The organism is Companilactobacillus sp. y65-5 (assembly GCF_057541095.1).
This window is the reverse complement of the sequence record NZ_BAAJOA010000011.1, coordinates 1-15,457: the sequence shown is the minus strand read 5'-3', so window position 1 is coordinate 15,457 and position 15,457 is coordinate 1. Positions and strand designations below refer to the sequence as shown.

The window sequence follows — 15,457 nt, the reverse complement described above, 5'->3', positions numbered from 1 at the left end:
ACATGACCACTGTTATCTTAGCTGAAAAACCCAGTCAAGCCCGTTCATACGTAGAAGCATTTCAACAGCATACAAAAAAACAGGGTTACTATACGGTTAGTGACCCTGTTTTGCCCCAAAATACTGTAATCACGTATGGATTCGGCCATTTGGTCGAATTAGCAACACCAGAAAAATACGATCAAAAGTACAAGCAATGGGCGCTATCTAATTTACCGATTTTCCCCGATAAATACAAGTTTATCGTGCCAACCGATAAGAAAACGCAGTTTAAAGTCGTCAAAGATTTACTAACGAAAGCAGATACAGTGATTGTTGCCACAGATAGCGACCGAGAAGGGTCAAATATCGCGTGGTCGATCATGAACCAAGCGCATATTGATGTTAAGTCGAAAACGATTAAGCGCCTTTGGTTGAATAGCCTAGAAAAAGACGCGATTATTACCGGCTTTAAAAATCTTGGTGATTGGCACAAAGACTATCTGGCTTATAAAGAAGCCCAAACCCGTCAAATTAGTGACTGGTTAATTGGTATGAATGGCAGTCCTTTATATACTTTGTTATTAAGACAAAATGGGGTACGCGGGGTGTATTCGATTGGTCGAGTACAGACGCCAACCTTATATATGGTCTATCAAAGAGACCAGGCAATCAAAAACTTTAAGCCGGAACCCTATTTTGAACTAAATGCGGAAATTTTAGCCAATCAGCAAAAATTCGTCGCAAAATTAGACCCCTATCAGCGGTTTAAAGATGAAACAGGGCTAATGACATTCATGCAAGCTAAACACGTTCAGAAAGGCTCACAGGGCGGTTTAATCAAGGACGTGCAAAAGCAGGCTAAAAAGAGTGCCAGTCCCCAACTATTCTCGCTATCCAGTCTGCAAAGTGCGATGAATAAACGGTATCATGCCAGTGCCAGCCAAACCTTAGCGGCCATTCAGAGTTTATACGAAGCTAAATTCCTTAGCTATCCCCGAACCGATTGTGCTTATATCACTAATGAAGAATTTGATTATTTAGTGGCTAATCTGACGAAGTATCTGGGGTTAGTCTCTACGCAAGTCTCTTTAACCAATACCACACCAAACCAGCGTTATGTCAATGGAAAAAAAGTTGAAGAACACTACGCCATTATCATGACTAAAGTCGTCCCGACTAAAGATCAATTAGCTGCCTTACCTAAATTACAGCAACAGGTCTATGATTTGGTTTTAAGAACGACGTTAGCGATGTTTGCTGATCCGTATGAGTACGAGGAAACCACCATTATCACCCAAGTTGGTGACGCCAATTTTAAAGCGACGGGTAAGGTCCCAACTAAGCAAGGTTGGCAAGCTTTATTTGATGATCACAAAGCCGACCAGCAAGTGGCAGCCAACCTCCCGCTCGTTCACCGAGGCGATCAGGTTAAAGCAAATCTGCAAACACCGCAAAAAGAAACGACCCCACCAGTACCGTTTACCGAAGGGACATTAATCACAGCCATGAAGACGGCCGGTAAAACGCTTGATGATGAAGAAGCCCAGGCGATTCTCAAAGACGTGCAAGGTATTGGGACAAGTGCAACCCGGGCAAATGTGCTGGAAGTGTTAAAGAAGCGCGGCTATCTCGTCACTGAAAAGAACAAGTTACACGTCAGTGAAGCAGGGATTACTTTATGTAAAGCGGTCGAACTCGAACCCTTGCTAACTAGCCCAGAAATGACGGCTAAATGGGAGCAAGCGTTACAACAAATCAGTACCGAAGAACGCACCCCGGATAACTTTTTGAACCAAATCAAAAAGTTCGTGGAAAAATTGATTGCTGAGGTCCCCGCGCAATTGACTGGCAGTGCAGCCATTAAGCAACAAATCAATCACCAACAGCAAGCGCAAAAAGCCGCCGAGGTCTTCTTAGAAACACCGCAAGCGACCGTTTTAAATAAACAGAATTTTTACATTGTAAAGCCTAAGCAAGGCGAAGACTTTACCCTGCCCAAGAAATGGAGCAGTAAAACCCTCGGTAAAACTGCGATCAAAGCCTTAATCACTAAGGGGGAAACCAGCAAACTAAAGGGGTTCAAGAGTAAAAAAGGAAAGTCGTTTGACGCCAAGTTAAAGCTTGACGGCCATAAATTAAGTTTTGATTTTGATTAGAACCTGCCTACCGCCCGACACTACGTTCCGGTTGGTGAACCCGTCATTTAGGTTCACTTTTACAACCCTAAAAGTAAACCTAAACAACGGGTGAGATTAGCAACGAAAGGGAGATCATAAATATGGATAACGAATTAACAGTCATTGGGAGTGAATTACCCGTTTTGCAGACTAAAGGAACCTACAAGTATTTAAAAGAAATCACTGGTAACGGCGCTTATTATCAAGTGGCCTGGCAAAAATTAGCCGATGGCTACGTTGCCCTTTATGGCACGACCCCGATTCAAGCCAAAGTAGCTCCCATACTGAATGATATTTTTGAAGATGAGGAGGGGTAGACAATGCCGAGTAAAGCAGACGTTAAAGCCTGGAAAGCGCAATTAGTCGCCCAAGCCGAACAACAAATCCTAAAATTAACCGATAGTGACCGATTTAAACAGTATCTTAATACCCTGGCTAAATTTCATCATTATAGCGCCAGAAACATTGACTTGATTTATGCGCAAAATCCGCAAGCCACGCAAGTTGCGGGTTTTAAGCAATGGCAAACAGATTTTAACCGCACCGTTAATAAGGGCGCTAAGTCCATTCGAATTGCGGCCCCGATTATTAAGAAGTTAACACCAGCCGAGCAAAAGCGATTTAATACCACCGATGAGCGCGCCATTGTCGGTTATCGTTATCTACCCATCTTTGATGTGTCACAAACTAGCGGTGAACCAGTGTTAAGTGCCAAGGATTTTGTCAAAGAAAATTTAGCCGATCATCAGAATGTAACGAGCTTGTATAACGCGTTCAAAGACTATTTGAACCAGCAAACCGACCTTAAAGTCAGTGAAGTGCCTTTAGCAACGCTAAATGGAGCTAAGGGGTATTTTCAACCCAGCACTAATGAAATCGTCATTGGTGGCGATGAGCCCGACATTGCCTTGAAATTAAAGACGTTATATCACGAATATGCACATAGTCAGCTACACGGATTGAAATCAGCCTTTAAAGATCGGCCACGAGCCTATCAGGAAACCCAAGCCGAAGCGGTTGCGTATGTTGCCATGCAAAACATTGGGGTTGATACCAGTAACTACTCCCTCGGGTATGTAGCTACCTGGGCCAAAGATAAAGCCGTGATCCATAGTGCTTTAAGTGAAATCCAGCAAGTTAGCAACAAAGTGATTGAGCTTAGTGACGGGTTAACCAAACAATTAGGCTTACAAGAAGCACAAAAAGAACCTGAGCATGATTTAAAAAAGCTATCAGCCCAGGATCTTAATAAGTCCTATCAAAGCTTGCAACAACAAGTTCAGCAAGCGACTAATCCTCAGAAAAAATCAGAACTAAAGAACAAGTTAAATGATGTACACCAGGAAATCAGTAAGCGAACGCAAAAGCAGCTACAAGCATTTGCTGAACAGAATCCGGGAATCAAACAACCTGATCCTGAATCTGATCAAAGTCTGAAACGTTAGCCAGTTTTTAAAGGGCATGCTATAATGGAGACAGAAAAAGGAAGCCCTGCGCTAACAAGACTTCCCATGCAAGCCGCTTCAAAGGCGGTGGCATTAGTTAACTAAACGATACTGTCGTCCCGTAACTCGCCAAAGTTATAATCGGGGCGGCTTTTTTATTTGTTCCTTTTGTCGATGTATGTTAGCAACGCTAAAATAAACATTGCAAACAGCAACATCAACGAGAGAGTCTGGAAGACGCTCATTGACTGTGAAACCTTCCTGAAGATTATTCCATGTTCCCATGGGCCTCACCTCGCAAGGGAAAAGACAGCCACCGCCCTTAAAACTTCCTGCGTAATCTATTATACAGGTGAATTAAGTATTGTGCTTGGTCAAAGCGGTAAAAATACTGCAACTGCTGAAAATAAAGGTTATGATACTGGTAAGAGAAAATATCGGGAATTAAGCGCCATCTAGCCGTTGATATAAACGGGTTTCCACAAGCCGTTTATATTACCCGAGCCAATGTTTTTGATCGGGACGGGGCCAGTGCGATGATTGCCTTATATGCCAATGATCTTCGCGATGTTCTAGTCGATGGTGCTAACAGTTGGCAAAGACTGTTTACACAAAAATTTGTTGTAATGTATTACTACAAAGAAATTATCAAGTACAGCAGTTACTCAAGAAAAAGAAAATTCATTAACAGGAGAATAGATATGCAAATAGAACCTAAGATAATGTCTCAAGTCAAAAGTATTTTAGGAGAGTTTGGAAACAAGTATTTAACTAGTAAGGGTTCTCTGAAACGAAATAATGTAATTAATGACTTGGATAAATTCGACCATGTACTGATGACAAAACTATTTAAAGATCCTTTAATACATAAAAATTATGTAGAAAAAATTGCTGACAACGAAGTATTTAAACTTAGCCAGTTCGTTGAAATGTTTGAATATAAAGAATTTTGGGAAGACAGTTATACAAAATATACAAATAAAATTGGTTTAACAGCTAATGGAAAATTTATTGATGAATCTGCTGATGTTGTTTTGGATTTTCCCTTTAAAGATACTGTTTTAAAAGCTGGTATGACTAAAGAAGATCTGGATAAAGATGAATCTGCTGATGAACCATTTTTAAACGAAATCATTGCTAAACCTGAAATTGATGAGATATTAGAGCCTAAAATATTTGTTAATGCTAAAAAGTATGATCAAAACGGTGAACATAACGCATCTAGTTATTCTGATCAAGATAATTTAATTATTAAGGGGAATAATTTGATTGCCTTGTATAGTTTAAAGAAAAAGTACTCCAATAAAATAAACATGATATATATAGACCCACCATATAACACTGGGTCCGATTCGTTTGCATACAATGACAAATTCAATGAATCTACTTGGTTGACGTTTATGAAAAATAGACTTGAAGTGTCCAAGGAACTACTGACGGACGATGGTGTAATATTTGTTAGCATTGATCGTAATGAGTTTGCTGAGTTGAAAGTACTAATGGATGAGGTGTTCGAAAACTCGTATCTAGGAACCATGATAAATGTTTCTACACCTAATGGTCGAGATTACGGATCTTTTGCACAAACACATGACTATATTCACGTGTACGCGAAAAATATTGATATGGTAAAAACTAATACTTTGGATGTTTCTGAAGATAAGTTTAAACTGCAGGATGAAATTAGTAAGTTCTACTTGCACCCATTATTTAACAGTAATTCAGCATTTAGTAAAGATAATCGCCCAAATCTTTACTATCCATTTTATATTTCAGAACGCGAAGATGAAAAGGGTTATAGGTCTGTTTCAGTTAAGAAAGATACTTTACATACAATTGAAGTATTTCCACCGAAATCTAAAACGGATGATACTCAGTTTGTTTGGCGTTGGGGAAGAAATAAGGGACAAGAACTTGGTGAAACCGAGCTAGTTGGTCAACAGAAATCAGATGGATCGTTTAGAATTGCCCAAAAAATGCGACCTAAAAAACAAATTCCGCGGACTATTCTCCAAGATGCTAAGTATTCCAATCGTCGTGGTACGGAGGAACTTCAAAAATTATTTGATGGTAAGGTATTCAGCTTTCCAAAACCAGAAAACTTACTCAAGACAATTATTGAGATAGGCTCAAATACTGGTGATACTGTATTAGATTTTCATATGGGCTCTGCAACTACCCAAGCGGTAGCCATGAAGATGCATCGGCGATTTATTGGTATCGAACAGATGGATTATATTAATACTGTTTCAGTCCCACGTCTCCAAAAAGTTATCGCGGGAGAACAAGGTGGTATTTCTAAAGATGTTGACTGGCATGGTGGTGGCTCTTTTGTTTATGCAGAGTTGATGGAAAAGAATCAAGGCTACTTAAAAGATCTGCTAGCGGCTAAAGATATAAATGAATTAGATGCTGTATATAAACGCATGAAAGTGGGAGCAGATTTCGACTTTCGAGTGGATCTTGATAAATATGAAAATGATGCAGAACGTAAAGCTTTGCCTTTTGAAGAACAAAAGCAGTTATTAGTTAAATTATTGGATAAGAATCAACTTTACTACAACTTCAATAATATCGATGATGCCGATGTTCGTGACCTGATTTCCGATAAGGATTATCAATTTAATCAAAGCTTCTATGGAAAGAGGGACTAAACTAATGGCTAAAAAAAAAGTTATGCGCAAAATTGAACTCCCACTGGTCGATTTATTGGAAAACAAACGTAAGATTGATCTTCTTAGTAATGAAAAGCCCTTTATTATCCCAGAATATATTAAAGGTAATTTAAAGCACCAATTACGACCTTACCAAAATCAAGCTTTAGTTAATCTAGACTGGACACAGCGACAGCCATTAGCTGATTACCAATATAATCAATTACTTTTTAATATGGCCACTGGTAGTGGTAAAACAGACGTTTTAGCTGCCCTGATCTTGTATTTGTATACTGAATTTACTTATCATAACTTTCTTTTTGTGGTAAATACAAATGCTGTGGTGGCTAAGACTTATGACAATTTATTAAATACTGCTTCACCTAAATATCTTTTTTCCCAACCTTTGACTATCCATGGTCAAAGAATCGAGCTTCGCTCAGTAACTCGGTTTCCTAGTACACCAGAAGATGGTGTGATCTATTTAAGATTAGCAACTATTCAAGCCTTGACCAATGAGTTAAGTGAAACCAAAGAAAACAGCCTCACTTATGATGATTTTAAGGCTCATAAACTAGTTGTTTTAGCCGACGAGGCTCATCATTTTAGCGCTGGTACTAAAAGTAAAGAGGATAAAAAGGAACGTTCGTGGGAATATGTCCTGGATCGTATTCGTCAAGCTAATCAACATAATCGTCAATTTGAGTTTACTGCAACTCTAGATTTGCAAAATGAAGCGATTTATCAAAAATATCGTCAAAAGATTGTTTATAGATACGATTTAAGCCGTTTTATTCACCAAGGATATTCTAAACGGGTATATCGATTACAAGCAAATAACGACGATGAGAACAAAATGCTGAATGCTGTTTTACTTAGCCAGTATCGTAAGCGAATTGCCAACGACTTAAAAATACCTGATTTTAAACCAGTAATCTTGTTTAAATCTAATAAAATTGCGGTTTCTAAAGATGCCAGAGAAACTTTTTTAAGCATGATCTCACAGTTGAATATAACGGACCTAACCGATTTTCTTAAACATCAACAAAACACTAGCCATAGTCAAGCATTGAAACAAGCTTATGATTACTGGTTATCGCAAGATTTGGGTACTGCAATTGTTGAATTAAAACGTGACTTTCAGGCTATGAATACTATTAATGTTAACGATAGTGCCAAAGAAGGAATTTTAGGCGATTTAAATGACTTGTATAATCTAAATACCTTGGAAAGTTCTGATAATCCCTTTCGGGTTATTTTTGCCGTCGCTAAGTTAAGTGAGGGCTGGGACGTTTTAAACCTTTATGATATTGTGCGGATTGGTGAACAATCCACTACCTTGAACCAAACAAACAGTGAAGCTCAGTTGATTGGTCGAGGAGCACGCTATAATCCTTTTGTTTATCAAGGCGAAAACTCTTATACACGTCGTTTTGACAACCAGAATCCTAAATATCAGTTATTAGAGAGTCTTTATTACCACACTATCAATGATCCTAAGTACCTAGATAACCTTAAGAAGTCACTTGATAAGATGGACCTACCCGTTGAAGATGATAGTGATTTTGATGTTTTTGAAACTAATGTTAAACGGGCCTTTAAAAACTCTAAAGTTTATCAACAAGGTAATCTTTACTACAACGAAGTTGAACCTGTACCAGATAAAGAATTTAATTGTCTTGACCGTTATGGGGTTAATACCACCACAATGGCTGAAGTCAATTTGGTAGAGAGCACTTGGGAAACAAATTATAATGCTGTTGCTATTGAGAAAGATCCTTTAACAGAAACTAGATTTTTGTTTAAGTTTCGAGATGCCGTAATCTTAGTTAAAAAAGCCTTCTCACGTAATAAGTTCTATCGGTTTAACTCTCTGAAGCAATATATTCCTACTTTGAATTCTTTAAATGAATTTATGACAGCTGATAATTGGTTGGGAAATATTCGTTTGTATGCTCGTGTCAGCAATGGTTCACCAGCCTTAAATCGTAAGCAGCAACTTAAAGCAGTTGAACAATATTTAACTTTTGTTCAAAAACAGATTATTAATAACTATCAAAGACAACGCGGTACCAAGCGCTTTATTCCAGTTCCTATAAAATCCTTGATTAGAGACTACCAAAAGAAAGTTGCCAAACATTTTAATAAATCAGTCAGTGAAATGATCTTACCCTACTCAATGAAAAATAAACCTTGGTTTGTTTTTGAAGAAGCCATTGTTGATAAGCTGGAGAAGTCTTTAGTTGACTTAATCGGCGCGTTTGTTGACCGATTAAGTCAAAAATATAGTCAAATTTATTTATTTAGAAATGATGAACGCAATACTAATTTCAAGCTACATCAATTTAAAGGTCAGACAACTCATTATGCCGGTTTCATGCCTGATTTTATCCTCTATTTACAGAATAAAGATTTTTGTTATCAAATTTATATTGAGCCTAAGGGACCCCAATTGCTTGATCAGGATCAGTGGAAACAAGAACTCTTAGAAAGTATTCGTCCTGAAAATATTGAACTTGTTGGTGAGAATGATCAAGTTAAGCTTTATGGTGTTAAATTCTTTACTTATAATGATGGCAGAAATATTGAGCAAGAAATGACTGAATTGAAAATATTAAATAAATAGGAGGATGATCATGGGACATAAAGTATTTGTTTCATATAAATACAAAGATAGTGACGTTTCACCTCTAGAAGGGTACAGCAAAGGAACTGCAAGAGATTATGTTGATTATCTTCAAGATAACAAATTTAGTGGTGATGATCTAAATAAAGCTGAAAATGATGACGAAGACCTAAGTGCATTTAAAGATGAAACCATACGTACAAAATTAAAGGATAAGATATGGGATTCATCAGTTACTTTAGTTTTAATTTCCCCCAATATGGTCGAAAAATATAATTTAGAAAAAGATCAGTGGATTCCCTGGGAAGTTGCATATTCTTTACGCACACAAACAAAAGCAAATAGTAGAAGTTTGCCGAACGCTATCATTGCGGTTGTTCTTCCTGATAGATTTAACAGTTATGAATATTTCATTACAAGTTGGACTTACAAGGACAAAGATGATCAAAAAGAAAAAACAGTAAGAACAATACACACAGATAATACTTTTCAAATAATAAGGAAAAATATGTTTAATCAAAAAAGTCCTATTACAGAAGAAATAGATGGGAGAACTGTTTATTTTGGGGAATGTTCATATATTATTACGGTTGAGTGGGAAGATTTTATATCAAACATCGATAGTTATGTAGATCGATCAATTTCCTTGAGGGACAAGATTGATGAATATAATCTTTGTAAAGAAGTTTAATATTCTAATTCATTTTATTGGAGCATATCTTACATGAAAAATGGTGAAAATAAACGTTTGCACATTCAAATGATTGAAAATATTATAAACCGTATGTCATCTAATTCATTCCTTATAAAGGGGTGGTCATTAACTATCCTTGGAGGATTAATAACCGTCTATTTAGCAAATATTAATAAACCTATGAGTTACTTGATTTTGTTATTGTGTCTCTTTTTTTGTCTAATATTTTGGATTAGTGATACTTTTTATCTTAGAGAAGAACGATGCTTTCGAAGTCTATATGAGATTGTAAGAAAAAAAGACGAAGAAAACATTGATTTTTCAATGAACCCCATTAAATCAAAAGAAACTTTTTTGCGTTGTATGTTTAGACCTATTTTTTTAATGTCTTACCTGCCAATATTTATAATTATTATACTTGCGATAATTATTAAATTCATTCACTAGATAGTCAGTACTGAACTAGGCTGCTGACTTTGACCGTTCAGTGATGACTTTATAGTTAATTTGATATGTTTTGCCGGCTCTGTGGGTAATGACGGAAATTGGTATAGAAAAAATACCCAAAAGAAGCATGAGGTTAGCCAACACAATAGCTGAATCAACTTCGACCACCAGAGATTCAGCGGTTCTTGTGTTCACTAAATCAAGCCCAAGCGAGCCTTTCAAGAAGGCAAACTTGCGTTCAATCGCACCGCGTCTGTTCTCCGCATCAGTATCCAGCTTGCGCTGCTTGGCATCTACATGCTTCGGCCGGCGGCCCAGCTTAGGCCCACTCAGTTTGATGCCCAGCTCCTTGCACAATGCAATATTCGCTCGGGTTCGGTACAGGGTGTCAGCTAGTACCTCATCGGGATACTGCCCCAGTGTATCCCAACAATGATCGAGGGTTGCAGCCAGGTCAGTGCTTTCGTTAAAGCTCTCGAAGTCAAAACGCTCAACGTCAATGACCCCGTCTAAAATTGAACAGTCAATCTTGGCCCCGAACTCAACGCGTGCCTTAGCTTTACCGCGAACAATCGGGTGAATATACGGCTGACTGAGGCTGACAATCCGGTCAGGAACACTATGAGTCTTGTTGTCGTACATGTATCTTTGTTGCTCGTAGACCTTACGGACAACTGCGAGCCGGTTGATTTGCCATTCTGTCAGATGTGCTTCTCCGCCTTGGATCAACAGTTCATCCACGTAGCGCAGGTCTCGCCGAATGTACTGCAGCTGGGCTTTAATCTGCTTGCGCCGGGCCTTGGCCTGACGGCCAGGGTGGCGTGAATATTCAGTCCATGTTGCCTTAGCCAAGCGCTTATAAGTCCGCGGGATTGCAACTTGTAGCCCTTGCGCCATCTTAAGCACCATCTCCTCAAGGTTCAGCCGAGCTTTGTTTAGTAAGGAGGCATCTTGAGGAAACTGAATCTTGATCGGCACGGCGGTGGCATCAGTAATCAGCACGTGAGCTCCGGGCACAATCGCTTCTAGCTTCTCACGGACTTCATCAGTGATGATGTTGCGAATCAAGTCGGAGATCTTAGAGGCTCGACGGCGGAAGTAGGTCAAAGTTGAGGCATTGAAAGGAATCTTGGCCTCGTAACGTGTTCTTCCCATGAAGTACTGAAACGCTGGCGTGTCGCGAATGGCCTCCACCAGCTTCGCGTCTGATAAATGTGTCCGCTGTTTGATCAGCTCGGCACCGTACAACTCGCGAAATGGTTTTGCAGCACGTCCGGCACTCTTATTAAAGACAGATTGGTATGCTTCATCCAGCTTCTGCCATGGAATGAGCGAGGCTAACTTCACCCACTCGTTATCAGGACTGAGTGATGTGCCCAGGCCGCAATCAAACGATTCGAAAGATAGTTGAACGTCAGTATGCCGATAAACCATGGATAAATCCTCCGTTACGAGATGACAAGTGCAAGGGAAACTGCCAAAAACAGGAAATTCCTCTGCATTCATTATACGACAGTAACGGAACGGTTCCCATGAAAACAAGGCACTTACAAATATTCAGTATCCACTAGATAAGGGTCCATAATTATCAAATCGCCCCTCGAAAACGTTGAAAGAATAACCCCCAATATCTATAATGTAGATATTAGGGGTTATTTATTTTTATATATCAGAAATAGCTTCTTTTATTCGTTATTTTTTCGATACCTTTTAGCACGATTTTGACCAGGAAATAAACGATCATGCTTACCTTGAAGGTGAAGGAAATCGAAGCTTAGAATATTGGCGAAAGGTTCATAAAGATTTTTTTGAAAAGGAATATTATCAGGCTGGAAAAGTATTCACAGATCGAATTCCATGTATCTGTGAAACTTTTAAAGTCGTGTAGGGGTCCCGAGCGCCTACGAGAAATTTGTATCGATAAGAAATAGATTTAAAAATTTCGCTGTTATTTTGTACATTTAACTTGACGGTGACATCTCTCTATTGTGAGTTATTAGTGGTACAGTTTTCAACCGTTTTAATTATAAAAAAGTGGTGCATTTTTAAATTGGCACAAACAGGTAACGGTTATTGCAGGTGTATTTCTTATCTATGGGTTTAACATGGATTTTATCATTAAAATCATGAGTATTGTCCGAGAGTGATTGGTCTTGCGTATGGTTAACCCTAAAGTTATGGAAATAAGACTTAGAAGCAAACTTAAGAGTGTGTTGATAGTGCATTATCTTAAAATTTTGTATAATAGGAATTGAAGTTAAATTAGATGCTAAAAATTTGTAATTAAGAAGGAGGGATTCGTCATGTTGGTATTCCAAATGCGTAATGTAGATAAAACATCTACTGTTTTGAAACAGACTAAAAACAGTGATTACGCAGATAAATAAATACGTTAGATTAATTCCTACCAGTGACTAATCTTATGACTTTTTAAACAGATAACTAAAATTACAAACAAATCGTTTAACTTCTGTATTTATTTATAGATGTAATCACTTCAGGAGTGATTACATGAACAAAAATATAAAATATTCTCAAAACTTTTTAACGAGTGAAAAAGTACTCAACCAAATAATAAAACAATTGAATTTAAAAGAAACCGATACCGTTTACGAAATTGGAACAGGTAAAGGGCATTTAACGACGAAACTGGCTAAAATAAGTAAACAGGTAACGTCTATTGAATTAGACAGTCATCTATTCAACTTATCGTCAGAAAAATTAAAACTGAACATTCGTGTCACTTTAATTCACCAAGATATTCTACAGTTTCAATTCCCTAACAAACAGAGGTATAAAATTGTTGGGAATATTCCTTACCATTTAAGCACACAAATTATTAAAAAAGTGGTTTTTGAAAGCCATGCGTCTGACATCTATCTGATTGTTGAAGAAGGATTCTACAAGCGTACCTTGGATATTCACCGAACACTAGGGTTGCTCTTGCACACTCAAGTCTCGATTCAGCAATTGCTTAAGCTGCCAGCGGAATGCTTTCATCCTAAACCAAAAGTAAACAGTGTCTTAATAAAACTTACCCGCCATACCACAGATGTTCCAGATAAATATTGGAAGCTATATACGTACTTTGTTTCAAAATGGGTCAATCGAGAATATCGTCAACTGTTTACTAAAAATCAGTTTCATCAAGCAATGAAACACGCCAAAGTAAACAATTTAAGTACCGTTACTTATGAGCAAGTATTGTCTATTTTTAATAGTTATCTATTATTTAACGGGAGGAAATAATTCTATGAGTCGCTTTTGTAAATTTGGAAAGTTACACGTTACTAAAGGGAATGTAGATAAATTATTATGAAGATTTATATAAATCGAATGAGCAACTAAAAAAATATGCAGAAACAGATTTACCAAAAAGAATTGATTACGTAAAAGGCAAATACAAAGAGGTAGTGCGTGATTACAATGATTTGGCAGATAGATTTAATAATAATTTAGAGAAAATTGATTCGTTGGAGAAAGAGAATAAATCGCTTAAAAACGAAATTAAGGGCATTTACAGAGGTTTTAATCAGTTTATGGAAAATACCCTTGGTGCAACTGTTGGACAAGCTAAAAAGCTCATGAATAACCTTGTGAGCGAAATTAAAGAGTTTGTAAAAGGTGGAGAGTTTGAAAAAATTCATAGAAATGAAACTCGAACACGAGATAGAGATGAATTAAGTCGTTAGAAGCTCATATTTGCGTTTTAAGGCGTTTTAAATCAATTCGAGTATATTTATACCTGTTTGGTCTTTTCGTCGGCATAAGCGTTAAAAATGGCAATAGAAAAAGCTGCAAGGGCGAACGTAGTGAGTGCATTTACCCTTGCAGCTTTTTTTGTTGTCATTTAGCTTTTGCATAGACGACGGAAAGCCAACAGGTGTGAATGTTTAGCTACTTTTCAGAGGCATGATCAAACGCATTGCGTTTGTGGGTGTGGGCAACGCCCGCGGTTTTATTAGTTTTTAGGAATTGGGAAGCAAACTGGGGGGAGATTTTGAAAAAATCGACCAACTCATGGGGGCACTACGACACCCCCCATGTGTCCATTGTCCATTGTCCAAATAGATAAAAAGATTAAATGTCTTGTAAATACCTTTATATGAACGTTTTAAGCACCTATTTCGAGGTGAAAAAAAGTTTTTTGTAAAATCTTGTATTCCTGTCGTATGTATAATATAATTACAGTGTAAAAGAGATTTTGAAGAGAATTGAGGTGTATTTTGTGGTTGAAGTTGAGAAGAAAAAAGTGACTTTATCTTTACCTGTTGAATCGAATGACAAACTAGAAAAAATGGCACAAAAATATGGAATGACTAAATCAGGTTTGGTTACATTTTTAATTAATCAAGCTGATGATAAGGGGACTATTTTTAAATAAAAAAAGCCCTGCTAGGAAGATAGCAAGGGCTCGCAAGATTTGGTTTTCTTTGATTTCGCAACTCAAGTTTATCAAATTTTCCCTTGTTTTCCTAGTAGAGTAACTAGGAAGGTGTAGAAAAATATGGAAAATGAAAATAGAACAGATTGGACATTGCCTAGAAAGAATTTAAATCCAAAAACTAAACAGCCTTATAAGCGAGGTCGTAACTGGTGGATTGTTGTTTATCCTGAAAGTTTGCCAGAGAATTGGAAAGAGATTATTTCAACTGAACCTGTGGCAATTAGTCCATTACATGATAAAGATGTTAATGCAGACGGAACAAAGAAAAAGCCGCATTATCATATAGTTTTTAATTACAAGGGCAATAAATCATTTGAACAAATGGACGAAATGGCAAGAGCTTTAAGGGCACCGATTCCTGAAAGAATAAGTGGTTTAACTGGTGCTGTTAGATATTTAACGCATATGGATAATCCTGAAAAGTATCAATACGATAATACAGAAATACAAGTGTTTGGTGGATTTGACCTTGAAAGTTGTTTAGCGTTATCTACTGGTGATAAAAGACAAGCGTTAAAAGAAATGCTTGGTTTTATTTCGGATAACAATATTATGCATTTAAAAGATTTTGCTGATTATTGTATGTCTGACCGAGCTCCTGCTGGTTGGTTCGAATTGCTAACAGAGAGGAATACTCTTTTTATAAAAGAGTACATAAAATCGAATTGGCAAAAAGAAAACCAAGTTTATAAAGAGTGAGGAATTAAATAAAAAATATGCCCCCTGCTGAAAAGCCAAGGGGGTTATTTTTTTGTGTTTTAAGAGTTGGATTACATGAGCCAACTCTTTGTTTTTTGTATCAGCTAATTGCACCATAAGGGTGCGCTGATACTCGGCTCAAAAGAGCCGAATAAGCCGTCTGCAAGACCCCTCGGCGAGCCCACCTTTACGAAGTAAAGTATAGTGGGTTAGACAGTCATCTATTCAACTTATCGTCAGAAAAATTAAAACTGAACATTCGTGTCACTTTAATTCACCAAGATAT

The 15,457-nt window shown here is 37.5% G+C and carries 14 protein-coding genes and 2 pseudogenes; 14 read left to right on the top strand and 2 right to left on the bottom strand.

The window, feature by feature from the left end:
* The first annotated feature begins 2 nt into the window (after window positions 1–2).
* From AC27FM_RS12635 to AC27FM_RS12625, 3 genes are all read left to right on the top strand, one after another.
* The gene (locus AC27FM_RS12635) at window positions 3–2,138 is read left to right on the top strand and encodes a type IA DNA topoisomerase (RefSeq protein ID WP_131470660.1); all 2,136 of its coding nucleotides are present in this window, start codon (window positions 3–5) and stop codon (window positions 2,136–2,138) included.
* A gap of 122 nt (window positions 2,139–2,260) precedes the next feature.
* Window positions 2,261–2,476 carry a hypothetical protein gene (locus tag AC27FM_RS12630; RefSeq protein ID WP_063488833.1) on the top strand — a complete coding sequence of 72 codons (216 nt, stop codon included), beginning with the start codon at window positions 2,261–2,263 and terminating at the stop codon, window positions 2,474–2,476.
* A gap of 3 nt (window positions 2,477–2,479) precedes the next feature.
* Window positions 2,480–3,604: an ArdC-like ssDNA-binding domain-containing protein gene (locus AC27FM_RS12625; protein WP_131470662.1), complete on the top strand. Its 1,125-nt coding sequence runs from the start codon at window positions 2,480–2,482 to the stop codon at window positions 3,602–3,604.
* A 155-nt stretch (window positions 3,605–3,759) separates the two neighbouring features.
* On the opposite strand, the gene AC27FM_RS12620 is transcribed toward AC27FM_RS12625, so the two are convergent.
* Window positions 3,760–3,822, bottom strand: a complete 63-nt coding sequence (locus AC27FM_RS12620; RefSeq protein WP_230083882.1) for a putative holin-like toxin — start codon at window positions 3,820–3,822, stop codon at window positions 3,760–3,762.
* A gap of 483 nt (window positions 3,823–4,305) precedes the next feature.
* On the opposite strand from AC27FM_RS12620, the gene AC27FM_RS12615 reads away from it, so the two are divergent.
* The 3 genes from AC27FM_RS12615 to AC27FM_RS12605 are packed head-to-tail and all read left to right on the top strand — an operon-like array spanning window position 4,306 to window position 9,575.
* Complete coding sequence (locus AC27FM_RS12615) at window positions 4,306–6,258, top strand: site-specific DNA-methyltransferase (RefSeq protein ID WP_034528504.1); 1,953 nt, start codon at window positions 4,306–4,308, stop codon at window positions 6,256–6,258.
* A 4-nt stretch (window positions 6,259–6,262) separates the two neighbouring features.
* A complete protein-coding gene (locus AC27FM_RS12610; RefSeq protein WP_034528484.1) occupies window positions 6,263–8,884 on the top strand; it encodes a DEAD/DEAH box helicase family protein in 2,622 nt (873 codons plus the stop codon).
* Window positions 8,885–8,894: 10 nt separating this feature from the next.
* Window positions 8,895–9,575 carry a TIR domain-containing protein gene (locus tag AC27FM_RS12605; protein ID WP_034528486.1) on the top strand — a complete coding sequence of 227 codons (681 nt, stop codon included), beginning with the start codon at window positions 8,895–8,897 and terminating at the stop codon, window positions 9,573–9,575.
* A gap of 465 nt (window positions 9,576–10,040) precedes the next feature.
* On the opposite strand, the gene AC27FM_RS12600 is transcribed toward AC27FM_RS12605, so the two are convergent.
* Entirely contained in the window at window positions 10,041–11,459 is a 1,419-nt protein-coding gene (locus tag AC27FM_RS12600) for an IS5 family transposase (protein WP_487088837.1), read from the bottom strand.
* A gap of 298 nt (window positions 11,460–11,757) precedes the next feature.
* Between AC27FM_RS12600 and AC27FM_RS12595 the strand changes: the two genes are divergently transcribed.
* The 8 genes and pseudogenes from AC27FM_RS12595 to AC27FM_RS12560 form a co-directional block, all read left to right on the top strand.
* Window positions 11,758–11,913, top strand: a complete 156-nt coding sequence (locus AC27FM_RS12595) for an ASCH domain-containing protein (RefSeq protein WP_487088856.1) — start codon at window positions 11,758–11,760, stop codon at window positions 11,911–11,913.
* A 283-nt stretch (window positions 11,914–12,196) separates the two neighbouring features.
* Window positions 12,197–12,280 (top strand): annotated as a pseudogene (locus AC27FM_RS12590) (MLS leader peptide); the annotation flags it as partial.
* 48 nt (window positions 12,281–12,328) lie between these two features.
* Window positions 12,329–12,412, top strand: a complete 84-nt coding sequence (locus AC27FM_RS12585; protein ID WP_001814874.1) for a 23S rRNA methyltransferase attenuation leader peptide — start codon at window positions 12,329–12,331, stop codon at window positions 12,410–12,412.
* Window positions 12,413–12,536: 124 nt separating this feature from the next.
* Window positions 12,537–13,274, top strand: coding sequence for a 23S rRNA (adenine(2058)-N(6))-methyltransferase Erm(B) (gene erm(B) / locus AC27FM_RS12580; protein ID WP_001038790.1), 738 nt, complete (start codon window positions 12,537–12,539; stop codon window positions 13,272–13,274).
* 164 nt (window positions 13,275–13,438) lie between these two features.
* On the top strand, window positions 13,439–13,717 hold the full coding sequence (locus AC27FM_RS12575; RefSeq protein WP_013641315.1) for a hypothetical protein: 279 nt from the start codon (window positions 13,439–13,441) through the stop codon (window positions 13,715–13,717).
* A gap of 536 nt (window positions 13,718–14,253) precedes the next feature.
* Window positions 14,254–14,409 carry a protein RepA gene (locus AC27FM_RS12570; protein WP_002328822.1) on the top strand — a complete coding sequence of 52 codons (156 nt, stop codon included), beginning with the start codon at window positions 14,254–14,256 and terminating at the stop codon, window positions 14,407–14,409.
* 123 nt (window positions 14,410–14,532) lie between these two features.
* Window positions 14,533–15,171 (top strand): replication protein, encoded by a 639-nt coding sequence (locus AC27FM_RS12565; RefSeq protein ID WP_012718311.1) that lies wholly within the window; start codon window positions 14,533–14,535, stop codon window positions 15,169–15,171.
* A 209-nt stretch (window positions 15,172–15,380) separates the two neighbouring features.
* Window positions 15,381–15,457: pseudogene (locus AC27FM_RS12560) on the top strand (23S rRNA (adenine(2058)-N(6))-methyltransferase Erm(B)); the annotation flags it as partial.